The 21,243-nt window shown below is 63.9% G+C and carries 17 protein-coding genes and 1 pseudogene; 2 read left to right on the top strand and 16 right to left on the bottom strand.

All coding sequences use genetic code 11. From position 1 onward, the window contains the following. Window positions 1-40: 40 nt before the first annotated feature. Window positions 41-1,456 (bottom strand): aminotransferase-like domain-containing protein, encoded by a 1,416-nt coding sequence (locus BLQ92_RS04085; protein WP_090681976.1) that lies wholly within the window; start codon window positions 1,454-1,456, stop codon window positions 41-43. Window positions 1,457-1,647: 191 nt separating this feature from the next. On the opposite strand from BLQ92_RS04085, the gene aptA reads away from it, so the two are divergent. Then, window positions 1,648-2,976: an omega-aminotransferase AptA gene (gene aptA, locus BLQ92_RS04080; RefSeq protein WP_090681974.1), complete on the top strand. Its 1,329-nt coding sequence runs from the start codon at window positions 1,648-1,650 to the stop codon at window positions 2,974-2,976. A 46-nt stretch (window positions 2,977-3,022) separates the two neighbouring features. Here the strand turns inward: aptA and BLQ92_RS04075 are convergent, their stop codons facing one another. The 5 genes and pseudogenes from BLQ92_RS04075 to BLQ92_RS04055 all read right to left on the bottom strand — a co-directional run. Further along, complete coding sequence (locus BLQ92_RS04075; protein WP_090681972.1) at window positions 3,023-3,997, bottom strand: nucleoside hydrolase; 975 nt, start codon at window positions 3,995-3,997, stop codon at window positions 3,023-3,025. A gap of 99 nt (window positions 3,998-4,096) precedes the next feature. Further along, entirely contained in the window at window positions 4,097-4,510 is a 414-nt protein-coding gene (locus BLQ92_RS04070) for a cytidine deaminase (protein ID WP_090681971.1), read from the bottom strand. 38 nt (window positions 4,511-4,548) lie between these two features. Next, window positions 4,549-5,868 (bottom strand): thymidine phosphorylase, encoded by a 1,320-nt coding sequence (gene deoA / locus BLQ92_RS04065; RefSeq protein ID WP_090681969.1) that lies wholly within the window; start codon window positions 5,866-5,868, stop codon window positions 4,549-4,551. Between the two features lie 112 nt (window positions 5,869-5,980). Continuing rightward, complete coding sequence (locus BLQ92_RS04060; protein ID WP_090681967.1) at window positions 5,981-7,255, bottom strand: NupC/NupG family nucleoside CNT transporter; 1,275 nt, start codon at window positions 7,253-7,255, stop codon at window positions 5,981-5,983. A gap of 599 nt (window positions 7,256-7,854) precedes the next feature. Further along, window positions 7,855-8,106: pseudogene (locus BLQ92_RS04055) on the bottom strand (DUF6496 domain-containing protein); the annotation flags it as partial. A gap of 282 nt (window positions 8,107-8,388) precedes the next feature. Between BLQ92_RS04055 and BLQ92_RS04050 the strand changes: the two are divergent. After that, window positions 8,389-8,640, top strand: coding sequence for a hypothetical protein (locus tag BLQ92_RS04050; RefSeq protein WP_090681966.1), 252 nt, complete (start codon window positions 8,389-8,391; stop codon window positions 8,638-8,640). Window positions 8,641-8,656: 16 nt separating this feature from the next. Here the strand turns inward: BLQ92_RS04050 and BLQ92_RS04045 are convergent, their stop codons facing one another. The 10 genes from BLQ92_RS04045 to BLQ92_RS04000 all read right to left on the bottom strand — a co-directional run bounded on the left by BLQ92_RS04045 (window position 8,657) and on the right by BLQ92_RS04000 (window position 21,243). Continuing rightward, on the bottom strand, window positions 8,657-9,868 hold the full coding sequence (locus tag BLQ92_RS04045; RefSeq protein WP_090681964.1) for an ABC transporter substrate-binding protein: 1,212 nt from the start codon (window positions 9,866-9,868) through the stop codon (window positions 8,657-8,659). A 54-nt stretch (window positions 9,869-9,922) separates the two neighbouring features. Then, on the bottom strand, window positions 9,923-13,615 hold the full coding sequence (locus tag BLQ92_RS04040) for a molybdopterin cofactor-binding domain-containing protein (protein ID WP_090681962.1): 3,693 nt from the start codon (window positions 13,613-13,615) through the stop codon (window positions 9,923-9,925). After that, window positions 13,612-14,124 (bottom strand): (2Fe-2S)-binding protein, encoded by a 513-nt coding sequence (locus BLQ92_RS04035; RefSeq protein ID WP_090681961.1) that lies wholly within the window; start codon window positions 14,122-14,124, stop codon window positions 13,612-13,614. The genes BLQ92_RS04040 and BLQ92_RS04035 overlap by 4 nt, the downstream gene beginning before the upstream one ends. A 29-nt stretch (window positions 14,125-14,153) precedes the next feature. Further along, complete coding sequence (locus BLQ92_RS04030) at window positions 14,154-15,353, bottom strand: amidohydrolase family protein (protein ID WP_090681959.1); 1,200 nt, start codon at window positions 15,351-15,353, stop codon at window positions 14,154-14,156. Between the two features lie 78 nt (window positions 15,354-15,431). Beyond that, window positions 15,432-16,145, bottom strand: a complete 714-nt coding sequence (locus BLQ92_RS04025) for an ABC transporter ATP-binding protein (RefSeq protein ID WP_090681958.1) — start codon at window positions 16,143-16,145, stop codon at window positions 15,432-15,434. Beyond that, entirely contained in the window at window positions 16,142-16,951 is an 810-nt protein-coding gene (locus tag BLQ92_RS04020) for an ABC transporter ATP-binding protein (RefSeq protein WP_090681956.1), read from the bottom strand. Before BLQ92_RS04020 ends, BLQ92_RS04025 begins: the two co-directional genes overlap by 4 nt. Then, window positions 16,948-18,933 carry an ABC transporter permease gene (locus BLQ92_RS04015; protein ID WP_090682905.1) on the bottom strand — a complete coding sequence of 662 codons (1,986 nt, stop codon included), beginning with the start codon at window positions 18,931-18,933 and terminating at the stop codon, window positions 16,948-16,950. Before BLQ92_RS04015 ends, BLQ92_RS04020 begins: the two co-directional genes overlap by 4 nt. An 83-nt stretch (window positions 18,934-19,016) precedes the next feature. After that, window positions 19,017-19,601, bottom strand: a complete 585-nt coding sequence (locus BLQ92_RS04010) for an amino acid synthesis family protein (protein ID WP_090681954.1) — start codon at window positions 19,599-19,601, stop codon at window positions 19,017-19,019. A gap of 80 nt (window positions 19,602-19,681) precedes the next feature. Continuing rightward, window positions 19,682-20,272, bottom strand: a complete 591-nt coding sequence (locus BLQ92_RS04005; protein ID WP_090681953.1) for an amino acid synthesis family protein — start codon at window positions 20,270-20,272, stop codon at window positions 19,682-19,684. After that, window positions 20,248-21,243, bottom strand: a complete 996-nt coding sequence (locus BLQ92_RS04000; protein WP_090682904.1) for a UPF0280 family protein — start codon at window positions 21,241-21,243, stop codon at window positions 20,248-20,250. The genes BLQ92_RS04005 and BLQ92_RS04000 overlap by 25 nt, the downstream gene beginning before the upstream one ends.

Raw genomic sequence — 21,243 nt, 5'->3', positions numbered from 1 at the left:
GTGTAAATAGGGAAAACTCTAACGTCTGAGGAATATGATCTCACCCCGCCCCTTCACCCACCCGCTCGATAAACCGCCACAACGCATCGTCAGTGGAATACGGCGCATTGAAGCGAAACCACGCGCTCGCCGCATCGTCGGGCCGAAAATACGACCCCGGCGCGAGCCAGATGCCATGCGCGAGCGCCGCCGTCGCCACCTCGCCGGCCCGCTCGGCTGCGATCGGCAAACGCGCCCACAAGAAGAGCCCCGCCCGTGGCCGATGAAACAGCTCCAGCCCGAGCGCATCGAGCCGCTCTTCCACCACGGCATGCGCAGCCTTGAGCCGCTCGTTCACCTCCTCGACGTGACGCGCATACCGCCCTTCCAGCAGCACCTTGTCGACAATCCGCTCAATCGTCTCCGACGACGTCAGCCCCACCGCCATCTTCGTGCGCGCCAGTTCGCGCAGCACGTCGCGCTCGGCCACCACGTAGCCGCAACGCAGCCCCGGTGTGACCGTCTTCGAGAATCCGCCCACATACAGCACCCGCTGCAAGCCTTCCATCGCGGCAAACAAGGGCGCCCCCGGCGGCGCGAGTTCGCGGCTTACGTCGTCCTCGATCACCCACATGCGCGCCCGCTCCGCAATCTGCAGCAGGCGGAACGCCGCCGCCATGCCGAAAGTCGCGCCGGTCGGATTCTGCAGCGTCGTATTGACGAAGATCGCCTTGGGCCGATGCGCGGCCACCAGCGCTTCGAGCACCTCGGTATCGACGCCCGCCGGCGTGCGCGGCACGCCGTACACCACCAACCCCGCCAGCTTGAGAATCTGCAGCAGGTTGCAGTATCCCGGATCTTCGACGAGCACCACGTCGCCTGTCCGCAGCAGCGTGCGCACGATCAGATCCAGCGCCTGGGTCGCGCCTTGCGTCAGCAGCACGTTGGAAACATCAACCGGCAAGCCGTGCCGGTCGAGTTGTCCGGCAATCCGTTCGCGCAGCGGCGCGAATCCGTACGGATGGCCGTAATCGCCCATGCGCGGCCCCGGCACCCGGCTCATCGCCCGTAGCGCATGCTGCAGACCGCTTTCGTTGATCCATTCGTTCGGCAGCCAGCCGCCGCCCGCCTTGATCGGCACCGAATGATCGGCGAACACGTCGGAGAGCAGCCACGTCGCGGTGAGGCTGGGCGGCTGCCAGTCAGTCGCGCTGGCGCGGGCGGCCTGCGCCAGCGGCGCCACCCGGTAGCCCGAGCCGCGCCGGGCAACCACCAGCCCCATCGAAACCAGGCGGTTGTATGCTTCTGTAACGGTAAAGGTGCTCAGTTCGTGGCTCGACGCCAGTTGCCGCACCGACGGCAGCAGTGCCCCCGCCCGCAGCGATTGCGCCTCGATGGCGCGCGCAAAGCCCTGGACGAGCTGCTCGACGAGGGTGGGCGCGGTGCGGCGGTCGCGTTCCAGTTCAAGTTCAATCATGGCGGCGGACGCAATGCCCAGATGACCAACACAGTTAAGGCAACTTCGCCTGTACAGTTAGCAGATCAGTGCATCAACTGTTTATGTCCGCCATTTAACCGCGGACGCTACAGTTTCGCAACGCCCCATCCCACCGGGACTTCCTTCGGCCGTTGGAAGTCCCCCTGGAAGACCACTTCGAGGAGATAACCATGACTTCGCGCCCCGTCATCGACGACCTGTCGTCCTTCTGGATGCCCTTCACCGCCAACCGCCAGTTCAAGGCCGCGCCGCGCCTGCTGGAATCGGCCAAGGGCATGTACTACCGCTCAACGGACGGGCGTGAGGTGCTCGACGGCTGCGCCGGCCTCTGGTGTGTAAACGCCGGCCACGGCCGCGATGAGATCGTCGCCGCGATCACCGCACAGCTTTCTACACTCGACTTCGCGCCGACCTTCCAGATGGGTCACCCGCTCGCGTTCGAAGCCGCCTCGAAGGTTGCCGAACTGATGCCGGCCGGCCTCGACCGGATTTTCTTCACCAACTCAGGTTCGGAGTCGGTGGACACGGCGCTCAAGATCGCTCTGGCCTACCACCGTGCGCGCGGCGAAGGTCAGCGCACGCGTCTGATCGGCCGCGAGCGTGGTTATCACGGCGTGGGCTTCGGCGGCATTTCGGTGGGCGGCATTGCGCCGAACCGCAAGATTTTCTCCGGCGCGCTGCTGCCGTCCGTGGATCACCTGCCGCACACGCACAATCTCGAACACAACGCCTTCTCGAAGGGTCAACCCGCATGGGGCGCGCACCTCGCGGACGAACTCGAGCGCCTCGTCACGCTGCACGACGCCTCGACGATTGCCGCGGTGATCGTCGAACCGGTGGCCGGCTCCACCGGCGTGTTGATTCCGCCGCAAGGCTATCTGCAGAAGCTGCGCGACATCTGCACCAAGCACGGCATCCTGCTGATTTTCGACGAAGTGATTACCGGCTTTGGACGTCTGGGCAAAGCAACAGCCAGCGAGTACTTCGGCGTCACGCCGGACCTGCTGACCATGGCCAAGGCCATCAACAACGCCGCTATTCCGATGGGCGCCGTGGCCGCCAGCCGCACGATTCACGACACCATCGTCAATAGCGGCGCACAAGGGGCGATCGAGCTGTTCCACGGCTACACGTATTCGGCGCACCCGGCTGCCGCTGCGGCTGCCGTGGCGACGCTCGACCTGTATCGCCGCGAAGACCTGTTCGCACGGGCGGCATCGCTGGCGCCGGCGTTCGAAGCGGCCGCTCATTCCCTGCGCGATGCCAGGCATGTGAAGGACATTCGCAATCTCGGCATGGTTGCCGGGATCGAACTCGAACCGCGCGAGGGCGCACCGGGCGCCCGCGCCTATGAGGCCTTCGTCAAGTGCTTCGAGGCTGGCGTGCTGGTCCGCTTCACGGGCGACATCCTCGCCTTCTCGCCGCCGCTCATCATCAACGAAGAGCAGATCCAGCACATCTTCAAGACCGTGCGCGACGTGCTTGCGACGATTCAGTAACACCCACAAGAGGCGGCGGCATCGCGCCGCTGCCTCTGAGCTGGATTTACGCCGCGCGTCCGACGATGGTCTGGTAGTAGAGCTTCAGAAAACCCTCCACGTCCACATCCACGCAGACATCCTGCTGGGTGAGCGTGTCCCAGTTCGGCGCGGGAACACCCATCGTTGCAGGCTTCTGAATGGTTTGGCCGATCGCGAGGCCTTCCACCACCACCCGCACCGCCCCGCGCCTGATCTGATAAAGCTCGGGCGCCACCAGATAGGCGACCGCCGACGAGTCGTGCACATAGATGCCGTGCACGCCCGAACTCTCAATGTGGAACTGCTCGTAGTGGCGCGATACGTCCCAGACGAATTGTCCATCCGCGCCGCCATCTTGACGGAGACGGTCGAGATACTCGGTGGTCATGATCGCCTTTTGCGTCACGTCGAGGCCCACCGCAGTGACTTTCCAAGCTGCGGCAAAGACTTGATCGGCCGCATCCGGATCGGCAGAAATGTTCGCCTCTGCGCAGGGGCTGACATTGCCCAGGATGCCGTTGATGCCGAACGCGCCGCCCATGATGATGACCTGCTTCACCAGGTGCTGGATCTCGGGATCTTCCTGCAGCGCAAGCGCGAGATTGGTCAGCGGTCCAACGGCGACCAGGTTGATCGCATGCGGATGCTTGCGGATCTCATCGATGATGAAGCGATGCGCCAGCCTTGCGTCAAGGCGGCCACGGCCGTCGTCTTCCAGCTCCGGCAGGTCGATGTCGCCAAGGCCGTTGTGCCCGTGAATATGCGGAATCGGCTCGGGTGTCGCGCGGCGCAACGGCTTGCCCGCTCCGCGAGCCACCACGACCGAGGGCTTCGCAAACCGTTCGACCAGATAGAGCGCGTTGCGCGTCGTGGTTTCGATCGTCGCATTGCCGAACACGGACGTCACACCGATCAGTTCGATATCCGGATGACGCGTCTGAAACACCAGCGCCATCGAGTCATCGACGCCGGGGTCCGTGTCGTAGATTACCTTGTGCATGATTTGATGCTCACGTTGTGTGCAAAGGAAAAAGCCCCATCGCAGGTGGAGCGTGTGGGTTCAACTGCGCGCCTTAAGCGCGTGGCGTGGCGCTTAACGTCAGGCGTTGGGCGAGCCGTCCGGTTCGAGATAGAACGCGCCCGGCAGCAGCGCGCCGGCGCTGGTCACTTCCACCTTGCCGTCCAGATTGCTGAGCACGACCTCGAGTGTCGGCGAGCCCAGTTCGATCATCACCTGGCGGCAGGCGCCGCACGGTGCAATCGGACCATCCGTCTTGCCGATCACCGCCAGCGTCTTGAACTGGCCCGGACGATAGCCGGCCGCCATCGCGCTAAACAGCGCCGTGCGCTCCGCGCAATTGCACAGGCCGTACGATGCGTTCTCGACATTGCAGCCATGAAAAATCTTGCCGTCGTGGGTCTGCACTGCGGCGCCGACCAGAAAGTTCGAATACGGCGCATAGGCACGTTCGCGTGCTTTGCGTGCTTCGTCAATTAGTTGTTGATGTTCCACTACTCCTCCGCATCGAGATCAGCAATCCTGCTGAGTCGCTAGTCGATCAGTTCGTACACGCTGGCCGGCACCGCAACGGGAGCTTCGGCCAGCGTGCAGGCTGCCTGGATGTCGCGCGCCGCCTGCTGCGCCGTCGACGAATCGCGGGCATGAATCCGCGCCAACGGCGCGCCCGCCTCGACGTATTGTCCGAGTTCAACGAGGTCTGTCAAACCGACCTGATAATCGATGCCGTCTTCGGGACGTCTTCTGCCTCCGCCTAGCCCCACCACCGTCAGTCCGAGCGCCCGGCAATCAATGCGCGTCACATAACCCGAGCGCGGCGCCTTAGCCGTGAACACGACCGGCGCTTCGCCAAGATGACGCCCGGGTGCTTCGAGCAAATCGGCCGGGCCGCCTAACGCGTGAACCATCCGCGCGAAACGCTCCGCCGCCGCGCCTGAGTCGAGCGCGGCATTCAGCCTGGCGTTGGCGTCGGTCGTGTCCGCGGCGAGGCCACCCAGCACAAGCATCTGCGTAGCCAGCGCGAGCGTGACCTCGTGAACGCGCCCCGGACGGATACGCCCAGTCAGATAGTCGATCGCGTAGCGAACCTCCAGCGCATTGCCCGCACACGACGCGAGCGGCTGATTCATATCGGTGAGCACGGCGGTCGTCTTCATGCCGGCGCCATTACCGACATCGACGATGCTGCGCGCCAGTTCCTGCGATTTCTCATAGCTGGGCATAAAGGCGCCCGAGCCGACCTTGATGTCCATGGTCAGCGCGGCCAGCCCCGCGGCGAGCTTCTTCGACAGGATCGACGCCGTAATCATCGCAACCGATTCGACGGTCGCCGTGACGTCGCGAATCGCATAGATGCGCTTGTCCGCTGGCGCGAGTTGCGCTGTCTGACCGATGATCGCCACCCCGACCTCGCGGACCGCGCGTTGAAACACGTTCGTCTCCGGCACGAGGTTATAGCCGGGTATCGCCGCGAGCTTGTCGAGCGTGCCGCCAGTGTGGCCGAGGCCACGTCCCGAGATCATCGGCACAAAGCCGCCGCAAGCGGCCACCATCGGGCCGAGCAGCAGCGAAGTGAGATCGCCGACGCCACCTGTCGAATGCTTGTCGATCAGCGGTCCCGGCAGATCGTAGTCGTGCCAGGCCAGCACCTGGCCCGAATCGCGCTGCGCCAGCGTCAGCGCGACGCGCTCTTCGACGCTCATGTCATTGAAGTACACCGCCATCGCGAAGGCGGCTACCTGTCCCTCGCTGACGCTGCCGTCGGCAATGCCCTGCACGAACTCGGCGACCTCGTTGCGGCTAAGCGGCTGCCTGTCGCGCTTCTTGCGGATGATTTCCTGCGTCAACGACATGATGATCGACCCGACACAATGTAGGAGACCCTGGCGTTACGACAACGGTGCAACTGCAGCTTCTCAGGCACGCAGCATGGTTCAAAGCCATGCCGCATGACGCTTGCACGCTTCAATGAAACGTCAGGAAAATGCCGGCAATCGCTGCGCTCATCAGATTCGACAGCGTGGCGGCCGCCACGACGCGCAAGCCATAGCGCGCCACCTCGGCGCGGCGGTCCGCCGCCACTGCGCTAAAGCCGCCCGTCAGAATCGCGATCGAGGAGAAGTTGGCAAAGCCGCACAGCGCGAACGACACGATTGCCAGCGTCTTCGGATCCAGCACCTGCAGGCCAGCCGCGGCAACCGATTGTGCGCCCTTGAGGTACGGCGACAGATCCACATACGCCACGAACTCGTTGAGAATCAGCTTCTCGCCGATGAAATTGCCAGCCAGCGGCGCGTCGTGCCACGGCACGCCGATCAACCATGCAACCGGTGCGAATGCCCAGCCCAGCAGGCTTTGCAACGTGAACTGCGGATGGCCGAACATCCCGGCAATGCCGCTGACGGTCGAATTCAGCAGTGCAATCAGCCCAATGAAGGCAATCAGCATGGCGCCGACGTTGATGGCAATACGCAGGCCAATTGCCGCCCCCGCCGCAGCCGCCTCGATCACGTTAGCCGAGCGCTTCTCGTCGAAGCTGAGCCCTTCCAGCACGACACGGCTCGGCTCGGTGGTCGGAAAAATCACCTTGGCAAACAGCAGGCCGCCCGGTATGGCCATAAACGAAGCCGCCAGCAGATACTCGAGGTTGACGCCCAAGCCCGCATAGCCGGCCAGCACTGACCCAGCGACCGAAGCCATGCCGCTCGACATCACCGCAAACAGCTCGGCGGCAGTCATCTGCCGGACAAACGGCTTGACGAAGGCCGGCATCTCGCTCTGGCCGAGGAAGATCGTCGCCACCGCCGAACAGGCTTCGACACGCGTTACGCCCAGCAGCTTTTCGAACACGACGCCGAGACCATTGATGATCCACTTCATCACGCCGATGTGGTACAGCACCGCGATCAGCGCCGTGACGAAAATAATCATGGGCAGCACACGCAGCGCGAACACAAAGCCACCACCGCCGAACAACTGGAACATCTTTTCGTCGACAAGACCGCCGAACATGAACGAGACGCCGCGATCGCCCATCTGCAAGACGTGATCGACACCGCGCGCGGCGGCGGCGAGCGCTGCACTGCCGAGCGGCACGAACAGCACCAGCGCGCCGATTGCCACCTGGGCAATCAGCGCAGGAATCAGGGTACGCAAGCGGATGCCGCTGCGGTTGGTCGACAGCGCATAAGCGATCAGCAACAGTAAAGCAATGCCACACAGACTGCGTACGATATCCACGTTGTGCTCGCTGTAGAGAAATGAGGATGACCGGAGGGGTGTAACGCGGAAGAGCGCTTGCTCTCGTTCGCTCACGTGAGTGCGCGCGGCCTTTCTTGAGGAAACGCCGCTGGCCCGCAGCGCGGCGTCAAGGAGAATGGCGCTGTCGTGAGACGACCGGGTGGGAGTGTGCCTGTGAAGCGGGGGCGAATTTCGTTCGCATACCTATCTTCCTCCTTGTATCTTTAGTGTCGATCTTTTATAGCCCGCTATGTTTCGGCCGCGAGGGCGCGCCACGTATAGTGCAGCGCCAGACCGCCCGCGTCCAGCCATCTGCGTCTAACCGGGCAGTCACGCTCAGGATGATGCGGCGCAGCGAAACTCGTCGTTACGTTGCAACGAATTCGATCGATGCATCATGCATGACAAGGGCTATCGCGTTGCAATCCTGTCCTGTCGGTCAGGTTATAGATCAACAAAAAAATAAAGTACAAGGGTTTTCACGAGAAGCAGACGTTTCATTGCCGGGCCGCGTGGTGCGGCCGGCACAACTGGGCGGCGGCATTGCGCCGCCGCCCTCAAGGCGCCGCTTTATGATGCGAGCGCGCCGTCCTCGTATGTGCTGCTTTTTTGGCGGCGGCCGAGCGCGTCGCTTCGCTAGTCGTACCCTTCTTCGGCGCCTTCAGATCGACACCGGCGCGGCGCGCCTTCGACAGGCCGATGGCAATGGCCTGTTTAGCCGATTTCACGCCGTGCTTGCCGGCGCGCACCCGGTCGACCTCTTCCTTGACGAATTCTCCGGCCTGGGTACTCGCGGCCTTACCGGCGCGCTTGTCAGCGTGGGCACGCTGGATGGCTTTCTGTTCAGGCATGACGTTCCTCCAGATTGGCTGTTGGCCCATACCAGCGCAGCAACCGCTGTGCCTCGCTCTGACGCGGCGTCGTCCGCGCGCGAAACCGTGCATTTTCAATGCAACATTTCGTGCTGGCAGAACGCCTTGAATAACGAGGGCGTGCGAACGCAGCCTCGTAAAGGTCAAATTACAGAAAAAGCCATCAATTGGTGCGCTGGCGGCGCGGACGGCGTATGGTTACAGCAAGGGCGGGCGCGGTTTGCCCGGCCACCGGCCATCCGGCCAGACGGGAGACGCCGCATGAAGATACCCACCTTACGCGCAGGCACCCATATCGAAGGCATCCACTGGGTCGCCGAATATGCCGAGGACGTCCACGAGATTCGCGTCTTTCGCGAAGGGCAGGAAGTGGACGTGCACAACGCACCGTCCACCCTGTTCGGCGACGAAGAGAACGCCGGATCGAAAAGCTGCGCCGATCATCGCGCCGCGGAAGCGGCCGTGCTCGCGTACTTGCGGCGCTTCGTCGCCGAGCACGACGCGGAGGAGTAGCGGGTCGGATCGCGCCTCAATCAGCCGGACGCAGTTTCTTCACTTCGGCGTCCGACGGTTGCACGCTCGCGCCGTCGATATAGCGGTACGAGGTCATCACTCCCTTGCCGTCCTTCACGGCCGTCACCCCCACAAACGCGCCCATGGTCGACTGGTTGTCCTGCGCGCGATACGTGATCGGGCCGAACGGCGTCTCGACGTTCAAGCCCTTGAACGCGGCGGCGAGCTTGTCAGGATCGGTGGAACCGCCGGCTTTCTTCAGGCCGTTCGCCAGCGACATCAACGCTGAATATCCGACTACCGAGCCCAGACGCGGGTAGTCGTGATACTTCGCCTGATACGCATCGACGAACTTCTTGTTCGCCGCCGTATCGATCGAATACCACGGGTAGCCGGTCACGATCCAGCCGGTCGGGGCTTCGGCGCCGAGCGGGTCCAGATAATCCGGCTCGCCCGTCAGCAGGGACACCACGCTGCGATCCTTGAAGAGTCCGGTCGTATTGCCTTGCCGGACGAACTTGCCGAGGTCCGCGCCGAACAGCACGTTGAAGATCGCGTCGGCCTTCGCATCGGCGATCGCCTGCGTCACCGCACCCGCATCGAGATTGCCGAGCGGCGTTGCCTGATCGGAGACGAATTCGATATCCGGCTGCGCGGCCTGCATCAGCCTCTTGAAGGTCGCCACCGCCGACTGGCCGTACTCGTAGTTCGGGTACACCAGCGCCCAGCGCTTCTTATGCAGCTTGAGCGCTTCCGGCACCAGCATCGCGACCTGCATGTAGGTGGACGGACGCAGACGGTAGGTGTACTTGTTGCCGTCGGCCCAGACGATCTTGTCGGTCAGCGGTTCGGCGGCGAGGAAGAAAATATGCCGCTGCTTCGCGTAGTCGGCGAGCGCGAGGCCCGTGTTCGACAGGAAGCCGCCGAACAGCACCTGCACGCCTTCGCCCGTCACCAGCTCCTGCGCGACCCGTACCGTATCGCCGGGGTTAGCGTTATCGTCGCGCGAAACGACTTCGAGCTTCTTGCCGAGCACGCCGCCCGAGGCGTTCACCTCGTCGAGCGCGAGATTCCAGCCGTTCTTGTAAGGACCGAGAAAGGCCGGCTGGGCCTTATAGCTGTTGATTTCGCCAATCTTGATCGTCTCCTGGGCGGCCGCCCCGAGTGCCGTCAGCGACAGCGTCAATGAGAGAGTCAGACTGGAGATCCATCCTGCGCGTGTGGTCATGCGTAGCTCCGTTATCAGTGGGAGTGCGGGAATACGAATGCGAATACAAGTGCATCAGTCGGCGCGCGGCGCCGCGCGAATCCGCGCCACGCTCGCCTCGACGTCCTGCCACGCGGGTTTGCCGCCCGCAAACTGTTGACGCAGGTAGGAGACGAGTTCGGCCACCTGGGCGTCGTTGAAACTGTCGCGGTAAGCCGGCATCGTACCGAGTTCGGGCCGCGCAGGCGAGCCGATGCCGTCCAGAATCACGCGGATCAGGTTGTCGGGCGCCGCGCTATGCAGATTCGTATTGAGCGCGAGCGACGGATGTGCCCCGAATAGCTGCGGCCCGCTGCCGGTGTGGTGGCATGCCGCGCAAGCGCCGTCGAAGAGGCGCGCGCCGAGGCTCGATGCCACCGGTGTCGCGAGGCTCGCCTGGGCGCTCGCCTTCTCGTATTCGCGCGCCAGGGCTTGCGGGTTTGCGTTCGGGCCCGCCGGGTTGAGCGAGGCCAGGTAATTCGCCATGGCGCGGATATCGCTATCGGGCAAGGCTGCCAGTTCGCTCACAACCGGTCCCATCGGACCGGCTGCTACACCGTGCAGCGGTGCGTGGCCAAAACGCAGGTAGCTGAACAGCTCGTCTTCGCTCCACGGCACAGGGGCGTTTGAAAGCGTCGTCAACGCGGGGGCTTCCCAGCCTTCCGCTACGCCGCCGCCGAGGAACGCCGCGCCGGTTTTCTCGGCGCCGAAGGCGTTGCGGGGCGTGTGACATGCGCTGCAATGGCCAAGGCCGTTGACCAGATACGCACCGCGATTCCACTGAGCGGTTTGCGTCGCATCTTCGGTAAAGGTATTGCGCTTCAGAAACAGGCTGTTCCATGCGGCCATCATAGGGCGCACGCTGAACGGAAACGCCAGCTTCGTTTCAGGTGGGCGCGAGCGCACTGGCGTTTGCGACATCAGATACGCATACAGCGCCTGCAGATCGTCGTCCGAGACGTTCTTGAACGAGGTGTAGGGGAATGCGGGGTACAGGTGCCGTCCATCGCGATGGATGCCCTGGCGCATGGCCCGCACGAACGCCTCGAACGACCACGTGCCGATGCCGGTCTGCGCATCCGGCGTGATGTTCGTGGTGTAGATGGTGCCGAACGGCGTATCGAGCGGCAAACCGCCGGCATTCGGCAAGCCATTGTGCGCGGTGTGGCAGACCGCGCAATCGCCGAGCGATGCAAGCAGCTTGCCCCGCGCGATCAACTCGGGGGCAAACGAAGTGGCTAACGGTGGCGTGATCGGTGCAATAGGCTGCGGCGCGAACGAGGCCATGCTTAGCCATCCCGCTGCGCCCGTAGCCAATGCGCCGAGGAAGCCGAAGCGCCAGCGCTTTTTCCTGCGCGCGGCAGCGGCGGACGCCGCTTGTGCCGGTCCGTCGGCAAGCGCTGCGCGGATGACTTCTGGCGTGAACGGTGGCCTGCGAAACCGCACACCCGTGGCGTCGTAAAGCGCGTTGGCAATCGCAGCGGCGCCAGGTAACGAGGCCGATTCACCCGTGCCCATCGGCGGCTCGCCGTGGCGCGGCATCATCACCACCTCAATGACCGGCACCTCGCGGAACGTCAGGATCGGGTACGCGCCCCACTCCTGACTGGTGACCGCGTTCTCGCCGAAGGTCACGCGCTCTTTTAACGCGCGGCTGGTCGCCTGGATCACGTTGCCGTGGATCTGGTGACGCACGCCAGCGGGATTCACCATCGTGCCGGTGTCCTGGCCGACCACCACACGTGTGACGGCTAGCTCGCCGCTCTTGCGGTTCACTTCGACGTCCGCCACCCAGGCCGCCCATGCCGCGCCGAAACCGGGGAATTTGCTGTGTACGTAGCGGGCGTAAGCGAAGCCTCTGCCGCGTGCGATGTCGCCTTGTTGCTCGTCGCCTGGCTCGTTGTCTGCTTCGTCGCCGCGTTCGTTGCCTGGCTGGGCGTTTGGCTCTTCATGCGCCTGCTTCTTTAGCGCGGCATGACGCGGCTCCCAACCCGCCTTCTCGGCCACCGCTTTCACCAGATCGATCGCGCGTGGATCGGTCAAATGCTGCAGCCGGAATTCGACCGGATCGACGCCCGCCTCCGCAGCGAGTTCGTCAATGAAAGACTCATGCGCAAACGTATTGGGCAACGCCGATACGCCGCGCAACCACGAGGCACGTACGATGGGCGGCGTGTCGTCGCAAACGATCCGCATCGTGCGGTAGTCGTAGGGCGGCACGGAAGTGCGGTCGCCCATTTCGAATACCTGCGGCTGCGGCGAGATCGTGCCGGTCAATAGCAAAGCGAGCGTAGGCGCATCGTTCGACGGGTAACGCGTGGCGAAATCGTAGCCGTTGAGTTGGCCGTTCGCGTCCACTGCGCCGCGCACGTCCATCAATTGCGCCGCGCCTTTCGGTTCCCAGGCGTGTTCGTCTTCGCGCGAAAGTTGCACGCGCACCGGACTGCCCACCGCACGGGAGAGCAACGCGGCGTCTGCGGCCACGTCGTCGGCGCAGTTGCGGCCGTAACAGCCGGCGGCCTCCATCCGCACCACCTCAATCTTCGTTTCGTCGAGCCCCAGCAGCAGCGCCAGGTCGGCGCGCAGCGAATGCGGGTTCTGCGTGCCGGACCAGACCTTGAGCGCGCCGTCACGGTAGTCGGCCACGGCGCACGACGGTCCAATCGACGCATGCATCTGGAACGGCCAGACGTAGGTGCGTTCGAGCGTGTTGCCTGCTTGTGCGAGCGCCGCATCGACGTCGCCTTCGATCACCAGATCGCGGCGCGTCGAGGGATTGGCGCGCAAAGCTGCCTCGACTTCGCTGCTGGATTCGAGCGGCGGCAAGCTCTCCACCGCTTTCCATTGCACATCGAGCCGTTTGACCGCCTGCTGCGCGACCTCTTCGCGCTCCGCGACGATGCCGACAAAATCGCGGATCACAACAACCTTGACGATGCCGGGCAGATCGCTCACCGACGCCTCATCGACGTGCAGCAGACTATTGCCGAGAAAGTCGCCTTGCGCGACACCCGCATACGGTGGACGGACCACCCGGCCGTGCAGCATCCCTGGCACGCGAACGTCATGCACGAACATCAGTTCGCCGGTGGCCTTAGCGGGAATGTCGAGGCGCGCGGTACTCTTGCCGACAATGCGATACGCCTCCGGCGGCTTCACGGGCGTATCCGCCGCAAGCATCAACTCGATGCGCCGCCCGGCGATCAGCTCGCCATAGCCGATGCCTTGGGTCCAATCTTCGCCGCGCCGATGCACGATGCCGTCATGTACGTCGAGCGTCTCGGCGGCAACGCCAAAGCGCTCCGCCGCCTGCGCCACCAGATACTGGCGCGCCTGCGCCGCAGCCAGGCGCAGCGGCACCGCCGAAATCTGAATCGTGGCGCTCGCAATCGTCGGGCCCTGGTTCGGCGCCTCGGTGGTGTGTCCGAGCACGATCGAGACGCGCGTTAGCGGCACATCCAGCTCTTCCGCCACGATCTGCGCGAGCGCTGTGCCGATCCCGGTCCCCAGATCGACGTGTCCGTTGAACGCAATGACGCTGCCGTCCCCGCGCACCACGAGAAATACGTCCGCCGTCGTCGGCACGAACGATGAGCGCGAGCCCGGCTGGCCGATCGCCGGCTTCACCGGCGCCTGCGGCGGGCGCAAGACGATCAGCACGTTCTGCGCGTCATCGAGCTGCTGCCGCGAGAGCGGCTGACGATCCACGCTGACGTCCGGTCCGGTCATGCGCGCTCTCCTTCATGCTCACGCTCGCCGCGCTGCGCCGCCAGCAATTGGGCGGCGCGATGCACCGCGCGCAGAATCTCGACATGCGTGCCGCAGCGGCATAAGTTGCGCGACAGCTCGCGACGAATCGTATCGTCGCTGGGATGGGGATCGCGGTCGAGCAGCGCTTTCGCGGTCATGATCATGCCGTTCAGGCAATAGCCGCACTGCGCGGCCTGTTCGTCGATAAACGCCTGCTGCACCGGATGCAATGCGGCACGCGTCCCCAGTCCTTCGAGCGTGGTGATCTCGCGTCCTTGCGCGACCCGCGCCGTCGTGACGCACGAGCGGGTCGGCATGCCGTCGAGCAGCACCGTACACGCGCCGCATTCGCCAAGCCCGCAGCCGAACTTTGGGCCGTTCAGCGCAAGATCGTTACGCAGCAGATACAGCAAAGGCGTGTCGATACTGGCGCTGACGACATGCGTCGCACCGTTCACCTTGAGCGTGAAGTCTGTGGGACGGTTCATGGCAGCGGCGCCGACGGGTCGCTCAGCACCTAGACGATCACCGGCACTTCGGTCGCCGGCGGCGTATTGCGGCTGCGCCTGCAACGGATCAGGCCGTCGATCATCACCATGCCGACACCCGGGATATCGCCAAGCTGCACGCTTTCAAGCAGCGTACTGCCGGCCGTGTGCTGCGCCCGATCCATGAACACCAGATCCGCGGGCCGGCCCACTTCGATCAACCCCTGGCGTAAATTGCGCTGCCGTGCCGTATTACCGGTCGCAAAACAGAACGCCATTTCCGCAGGCACATCGGCAAGACTCGAAATCAACGCAATCATCCGCAGAATGCCGAGCGGTTGCACACCTGAACCGGCGGGACTGTCGGTGCCGAGAATAATGCGGTGCGGGCATTTGAGTTCGATCGCATGACGCGCGGTCAGCAAGGCGATGCGCTCATTGCCGTTGTGGACGATTTCCAGTGCGCGGGTGGATTGCTCGCACAGGTCGCAAACATGGCGATAAGGCAGCGAGGTATGCCCGCCATTGATATGGCCAATCACGTCCGCGTCGGCCGCGAGCACCACGTCCTTGTCGATCAGGCCCGAACCGGGAATCGACGGACCGCCCGTATGGATCGTGCTTTGAATGCCGTACTTGCGCGCCCAGGCCACCATCTGGCCTGCTTCTTCGCCAGCTTTTACGCTACCGAGACCCACCTCGCCGAGCAGCTTCACACCCGCTGCGGCCAGCTCCTTGAAGTCTTCCTCAACCATGCCCTTTTCGATCACCGGTGCCCCGGCCAGCACCTTCACGCCACCGCCGACGCCCGCGCCGCGCATGCCTTCGAACGAGCGTTGCGCGGTAATCGCCAGCGCTTTCACGCCGACGATATCCTTAGGACGTCCTGGCAGATGCACTTCACCCGCCGAGATCATCGTCGTCACGCCGCCGTTCAGGTTCGACTCGATCCAGCCCATCTGATTCTGGCGCGGGGTCCAGTCGCCGAAGACGGGATGCACGTGCGAATCGATCAGCCCGGGCGCTACCGCCGTGCCTTTGCAATCGACCGTAGTGCGCGCACCCTCGAGGTCGCAGTCTTTGGCCTTACCCACGGCGGCGATCACACCGTCGTCGATCACCAGCGTGTCGGCATCGAGAATCGGCTGGTCGATATCGCCCGATAACAGCAAACCGATATTGGTTACGACGACCTTGCCCGACAACCCCGTCAACGTCTCTGCTGCCATCTGCTTCTCCTTTCGCAACGACTACCCGAGGCAGCAGCACACCGGTGTATTGCCGGGTGCGTGGCCGCGTCGCAGGAATCAGACGCTCAAGTAAGCGCGCCTGACTGTTTCGTTCTTCGCGAGTTCGCCGATCGTGCCGCTAAAGCGGATCTGCCCTTTTTCGAGGACATACGCGCGGTCGCTGACCAGCTCGGCGAAGTGCAGGTTCTGTTCGGACAACAGGATCGACAGCCCTTCGCGCTTGAGTTCGAGAATCATGTTCGCCATCTGTTCGACGATCACGGGCGCCACGCCCTCCGACGGTTCGTCGAGCAGGACCAGATACGGATTGCCCATCAGCGTGCGCGAGACGGTCAGCATCTGCTGCTCGCCGCCGCTCATCTGGCCGCCGGGACGTCTGGGCATTTCGCCGAGATTGGGGAAGAGCCGGAACAGCTTGTCCGGCGTCCACCGCGGCGCGCCTTCGCGCGGCGGTTGCCGGCCCGCATCGAGGTTCTCCATCACAGTGAGGTCGGAGAACACGCGGCGGTCCTCGGGCACAAAACCCATTCCCATGCGTGCAATCCGATACGGCTGCAACGTCGAAATGTCCGTGCCGCGAAACCGCACTTCGCCCTGACGGCGTGGCAGCAGGCCCATCACCGCCTTCATCGTGGTGGATTTGCCTGCGCCGTTGCGGCCCATCAGCGCCACCACTTCACCGCGGCCCACTTCAAGGCCGACATCGAACAGGATGTGCGCGCGGCCATAGAACGCATTGAGGCCGGATACCTTCAGCATAGGCTCGCTCATTGCAGCGCCCCTTGATGACCGCTTTGGCCGTCGTGATGGTCCAGCGCCGCATGCGCCTGGAAAGTCTTGCCGGTGCCGAAATAGACTTCCTGCACGCGTGCGTCGTTGCGGATCGTCTCGGCGCCGCCTTCGGCAATCAGCTTGCCGCGCGCCAGCACGATCATGCGGTCCGCGTAGGCGAACACCACGTCCATGCTGTGCTCCGTAAACAGCACGCCGATCTTGTGTTCGGTGACGAGACGCTTGGTCAGCGCCATCAGGTCGTTGCGCTCCTTCGGCGCCATGCCGGCGGTCGGTTCGTCCATCAGCAACAGCTTCGGGCGGTTCGCCATGGCGATGGCGAGTTCGACCCGTTTGACGTCGCCATAGGCCAGCACGCCGCAGGCGCGATGCGCATCGGCGGCCATGCCCACCTGTTGGAGCAGGCTGAAGGCTTCATCGGCATACCACGAGCCTGCCGGCTTCCACAGCCCAAACAGTTTGCGTTCGCGCGAGACCAGCGCCATCTGCACGTTTTCGAGCACCGTCATCGAATTGAAGGTCGCGGCAATCTGGAACGTACGGCCTACGCCAAGCCGCCAGATATCGCGCGGCCGCATGCCGACGAGTTCCTGATCGTCGAGGCGGATCGAACCGGCGGACGGTTTCAGTTGCCCGTTAACCATGTTGAAACAGGTCGATTTGCCCGCGCCGTTCGGGCCGAGCAAGGCGAGCAGTTGACCGGCTTCGAGATCGAACGAGACGTCATCGACGGCTTTGAGGCCGCCGAACGACTTCGACAAACCTGAGACGCGCAAGAGGCTCATAGGCCCTCCTTCATCGCCGTGGCTTGCGAAGGCGGGGGTGACGCCGGACTGCCACCACCTCGCTCCGCTTCGCTCACCCCGCCGGTGTGGCCGTTTTTCGTGCTGGCATCATCGTCGCCGAAGCGCTCACGGATGAAACCGACGATGCCTTGCGGGAATGCAATCACCAGCACCAGGATCGTAAAGCCCAGCAGAGCCTGCCAGTAGTCGGTCTGACGCGCCACGGTGTCCTGCAGCCAGGTGAATACCGCTGCGCCGACAATCGGCCCGGTCAGCGTCTGCAGGCCGCCTAGCAGCACCATCACGAGCCCGTCGACGGAACGGCTCACGCTAATGACCTCGGGAGAAATCGTGCCCTTCGAAAACGCGTACAAGGAACCGGCCAGACCGCAAAACACCGACGCAATCACAAACGACGCCCACTGCACCCGCTTGACGTCGATGCCGATCGCCTCGGCACGCAGGCCAGAGTCGCGCGAAGCCCGCATGGCATAACCGAGCGGCGAAAACAGCATGCGCCGCAGCAGCCAGACGCAGATCACGACGCAAACGAGCGTCAAGTAGTAATAGGCGACCGGCGAGGATAGCCAGTTCGACGGCCACAACCCCAGCACGCCGTTGCTGCCGCCGGTCACGTCGTCCCATTGGAACACCACCGACCAGACGATCTGCGCAAACGCCAGCGTCAGCATGGCGAGATACACGCCGGACAGACGCACGCAGAACCAGCCGAACACCAGCGCGCCGCCGAGCGCCAGCAATGGTCCGAGCAGCAGTGCGGCTTCCATCGGCAAGTTAAGCACCTTGAGAAACAGCGCCGCACCGTAAGCACCCAAGCCGAAATACGCCGCGTGCCCGAACGAGTGCATGCCACCCGGTCCCATGATGAAGTGCAGGCTGGTGGCAAATAGCACTGCAATGAGGATCTCGACCAGCAGGATGGGCATATACGGAAACGCTTTGGCGGCAAGCGGGGCGAGCACCAGCATCGCGAGCACCGCCAACGCCAGCCACTTCAGACGCTTGCCCGCAGGCCGCAGCGGCGCTTCCGGCGCGGCCATGCCGCGCACCGCAGCACTTGCTCGACCCAGCAATCCCCAGGGCCGCACGACCAGCACGACCGCCATCACGACAAACTCCGCCACCAGCGTGAAGCGGCTCAGCGAAAAATCGATCCCGCCAATCGACACGTGTCCGATGCCGATACACAGCGCCTTGATCTCGGCAATCAGCAACGCGGCGACGAACGCACCCGGTATGGACCCCATGCCGCCCACCACCACGACCACAAACGCATTACCGATGGTCTCCAGATCGAGCGACAGATTGGCCGACATACGCGGGCCCTGCAACGCACCACCGAGACCTGCGAGAAACGCACCGACAAAGAACACACCAGTAAACAGCCACGCCTGATTGATACCAAGCGCGCCGAGCATTTCGCGGTCCTGGGTCGCCGCCCGCACCAGCGTGCCCCAGCGCGTGCGCGTGAGGGCGTACCAGAGTAGCAGCAACACCAGCGGGCCGATCGCGATCAGCGCGATATCGTAGGTGGGCAGCGGATGGCCGAGCAGAGTGACCGCGCCGGCCAGATGCGGCGCACGCGGCCCGAACAGATCTTCCGGGCCCCACAGCCAGAGCGCGGCGTCACGGAAGATCAGCACCAGCGCGAAGGTGGCGAGCAGATGGAACAACTCAGGCGCCTGATAGATGCGCCGCAACACGATCATTTCGACCAGCGCACCGAGCACCGCGACCACCAGCGCCGCAGCCAGCACCGACAACCAGAAGCCTCCCGTGGTATGGCCGAAGCGGCTCGCGATGCTATATGCGAGGTAAATGCCGAACATATAGAACGAGCCGTGCGCGAAGTTGACGATGCGCGTCACGCCGAAGATCAGCGACAGGCCCGCGGCGACGAGAAACAGCGTCGACGCGTCGGCGAGTCCGTTGACCAGTTGTACCAGCAGATTCGAAAGCATCGTAACCCTCAGCGACTTGCAATCCATCTCATGCGCAGCAGGTAGCCCGCGCCTCACGGGCAGCACAGTACCAGCGAATCAATTTAGCGCAAACCGTCTTCGCCTTTGATTTCGCTGACCTGCAATCCGCCGATGCGCGGCAGCGGCCGCCCCGAAGCCGTCACGGCAACCGCCACCACGATCTCGTTGGCGCGCGGCGCATCGGCCACGCGCGCTTCGATAGCGTCGAAGTGACTGCGCACGAAGGCGGCGTCTTTGTGGCCAAGCGGCACGTCGATGGCCGTGCCGAGCGTGCCCATCTTCTTCGCCGACGGCACCAGCGCGGCGCCCTTCTCTACCGCTACGCGCAGCGGTGCGCCAAGTTTCGGATGCAGGATCGCGGCGGCATGCTCCAGTTCGCCCGCTTCGCCGACAATCGCAGCCTTGCCGTAACTGTGCGCCTCTCCCGGCGCAATGCCCAGCGCCTCGACGCACTTCTTGCCGAGCAGCGCACCGAGTTCTTCTCCGGCGTCGACCAGCGCATCGAGCTTCGGCTCGAAGCGGCCTGCGTAGGGGTTTTCGATTACGGCGATGGCGACCGCGCGGCGCGTCGGCGGCTCGATCGTCTGCCCCATCTCAATGCGTGTTTCATCCACCTGCACTACCAGCTTGCGAAGCTTGATTGCCATTTCGCTCTCCATGTATGGGTCCGCTGTGTTTGCGTGCGCTGCGATTGCTTAAACCGAATTCGCTTCTATGTCGCAGCGGCCTAGCGCAGGCCGTCCTTGCCGACGATCGCCTCTTTCGCCAAACCGCCGACGCGCGCGTGCACGCGCTGCCCCGTGCTCATGACCAGGATAAAAACCACTTCGTTCGCGGCCGGCGCGCCAGGCACGCGGACTTCGATTGCATCGAAGTGGCTGCGCACATAGCTTGCGTTCACATGGGTCATCGGTACATCGAGTGCAGTCGAGGGCGCGCCGACCTTCTTGGTGGACGGCACGATGGCGTTGGTCGGCACACCGTTTTTCTCCAGCAATTCGCGCATCGCATAACCGCCTGGCACATGCCACAGCGCACCGTGCTCCAGTTCGCCCGCTGCGCCGACAATCGCGCCCTTGCCGTAGCTTTCGATTGCGGCATGCGGCACTGCCATCGCAGCGAGCAATCTCTGGGCAAGATAGACGCCAATCGGCTTCAACGCTTCCATGGCGTGTTCGATCTTCGCTTCGTAGCGGCCGGCGAACGGATTGTTCATCACCGCTGCGATCGCGCCTTTGCGCAAGGGATGCGCCGGCGGCGGCCCAAACTCATGAAAGATGTCTTCGACGTGCGTTAGCACGCGGCGGATTTCGAACACGGAGCCTCCGTTGGGTAATGGGGTCGATGGATACTATGGGCTACGTGGGCGGAAGTCGCGTCACCGGTTAAGCCCATTCCGCCCTCTGCATTCGAGGCGAGCGCACCTGGCACAGCCATACCGACGACGCGCACCCGTCGTTGCAGAAACAATGCTGCGCCTTCGATCAAACCTTGCTCGTGCAGCCGCGTCGCTTCCTGAGCGCCACGCGCGAGAGCGAAATCGACGAGCGGTTGCGGCAGCGGCGGCACATCGACCGTCACCAGCAAGTCGCCAAGGTCGCTATCGTCTTTCAGCGAAGACGCGGGTTGACGCACGATATCGGCGTGCTTCAGATCCACCGCATTCGCGATCATCGTTGCAGCGGCATCAGCGGCGGCGGCATTGCGCGCCAGCACCGTGACGCTATCCGCGATGCCGAGGCTAAAACTGCGGCCACGCCAGCCGCTCGTCGCGATGCCGCGAACCGGCTGCACCGCGTCCAAGGTCAGATTGGCGTCAAGCTTGAGCCCCTCAGCCAGGCGCGTCTGCGTAAATTCGGCCAGATCCATAAACACGCCGATCCGGTAGTGCTGCCCTTCGTCCAGATGCAAGGCAATGTCGCCGCCGTTATTGATGAACGCGCGCTTTACGCCCGGCCGCACAAACGCTGCGATCAATTCGTCCGCGACGCTGCCCGCGACCGCGGCCATCGGCGTGATATAGCGGGCGCGGTGCGGAAAGCAGGCATCCCACATGCGGCTTGCGACACGGCCCTCGCACGGCCGACTCAAGGCATCTGGCCGCACGGGTCGTCTCAGTGCAGGCAATTCCGCGACCAGTTCGTCGAGGATCGTCGTAAAGCGCTGCCAGCAAGCCTCATGCGCGGCACGCACGGCTGCAGCATCGCCATCCGCGCCGATGATCAGATCAATCGGGCCGTGCTGCAAATGCCAGCGCGTGGCGTCCAGTGGTGCGCGAGTTGCGGTCAT

This window comes from Paraburkholderia phenazinium, from assembly GCF_900100735.1.
Classification (GTDB): Bacteria; Pseudomonadota; Gammaproteobacteria; order Burkholderiales; family Burkholderiaceae; genus Paraburkholderia; species Paraburkholderia phenazinia.
This window is presented reverse-complemented; position numbering and strand designations above follow the sequence as displayed.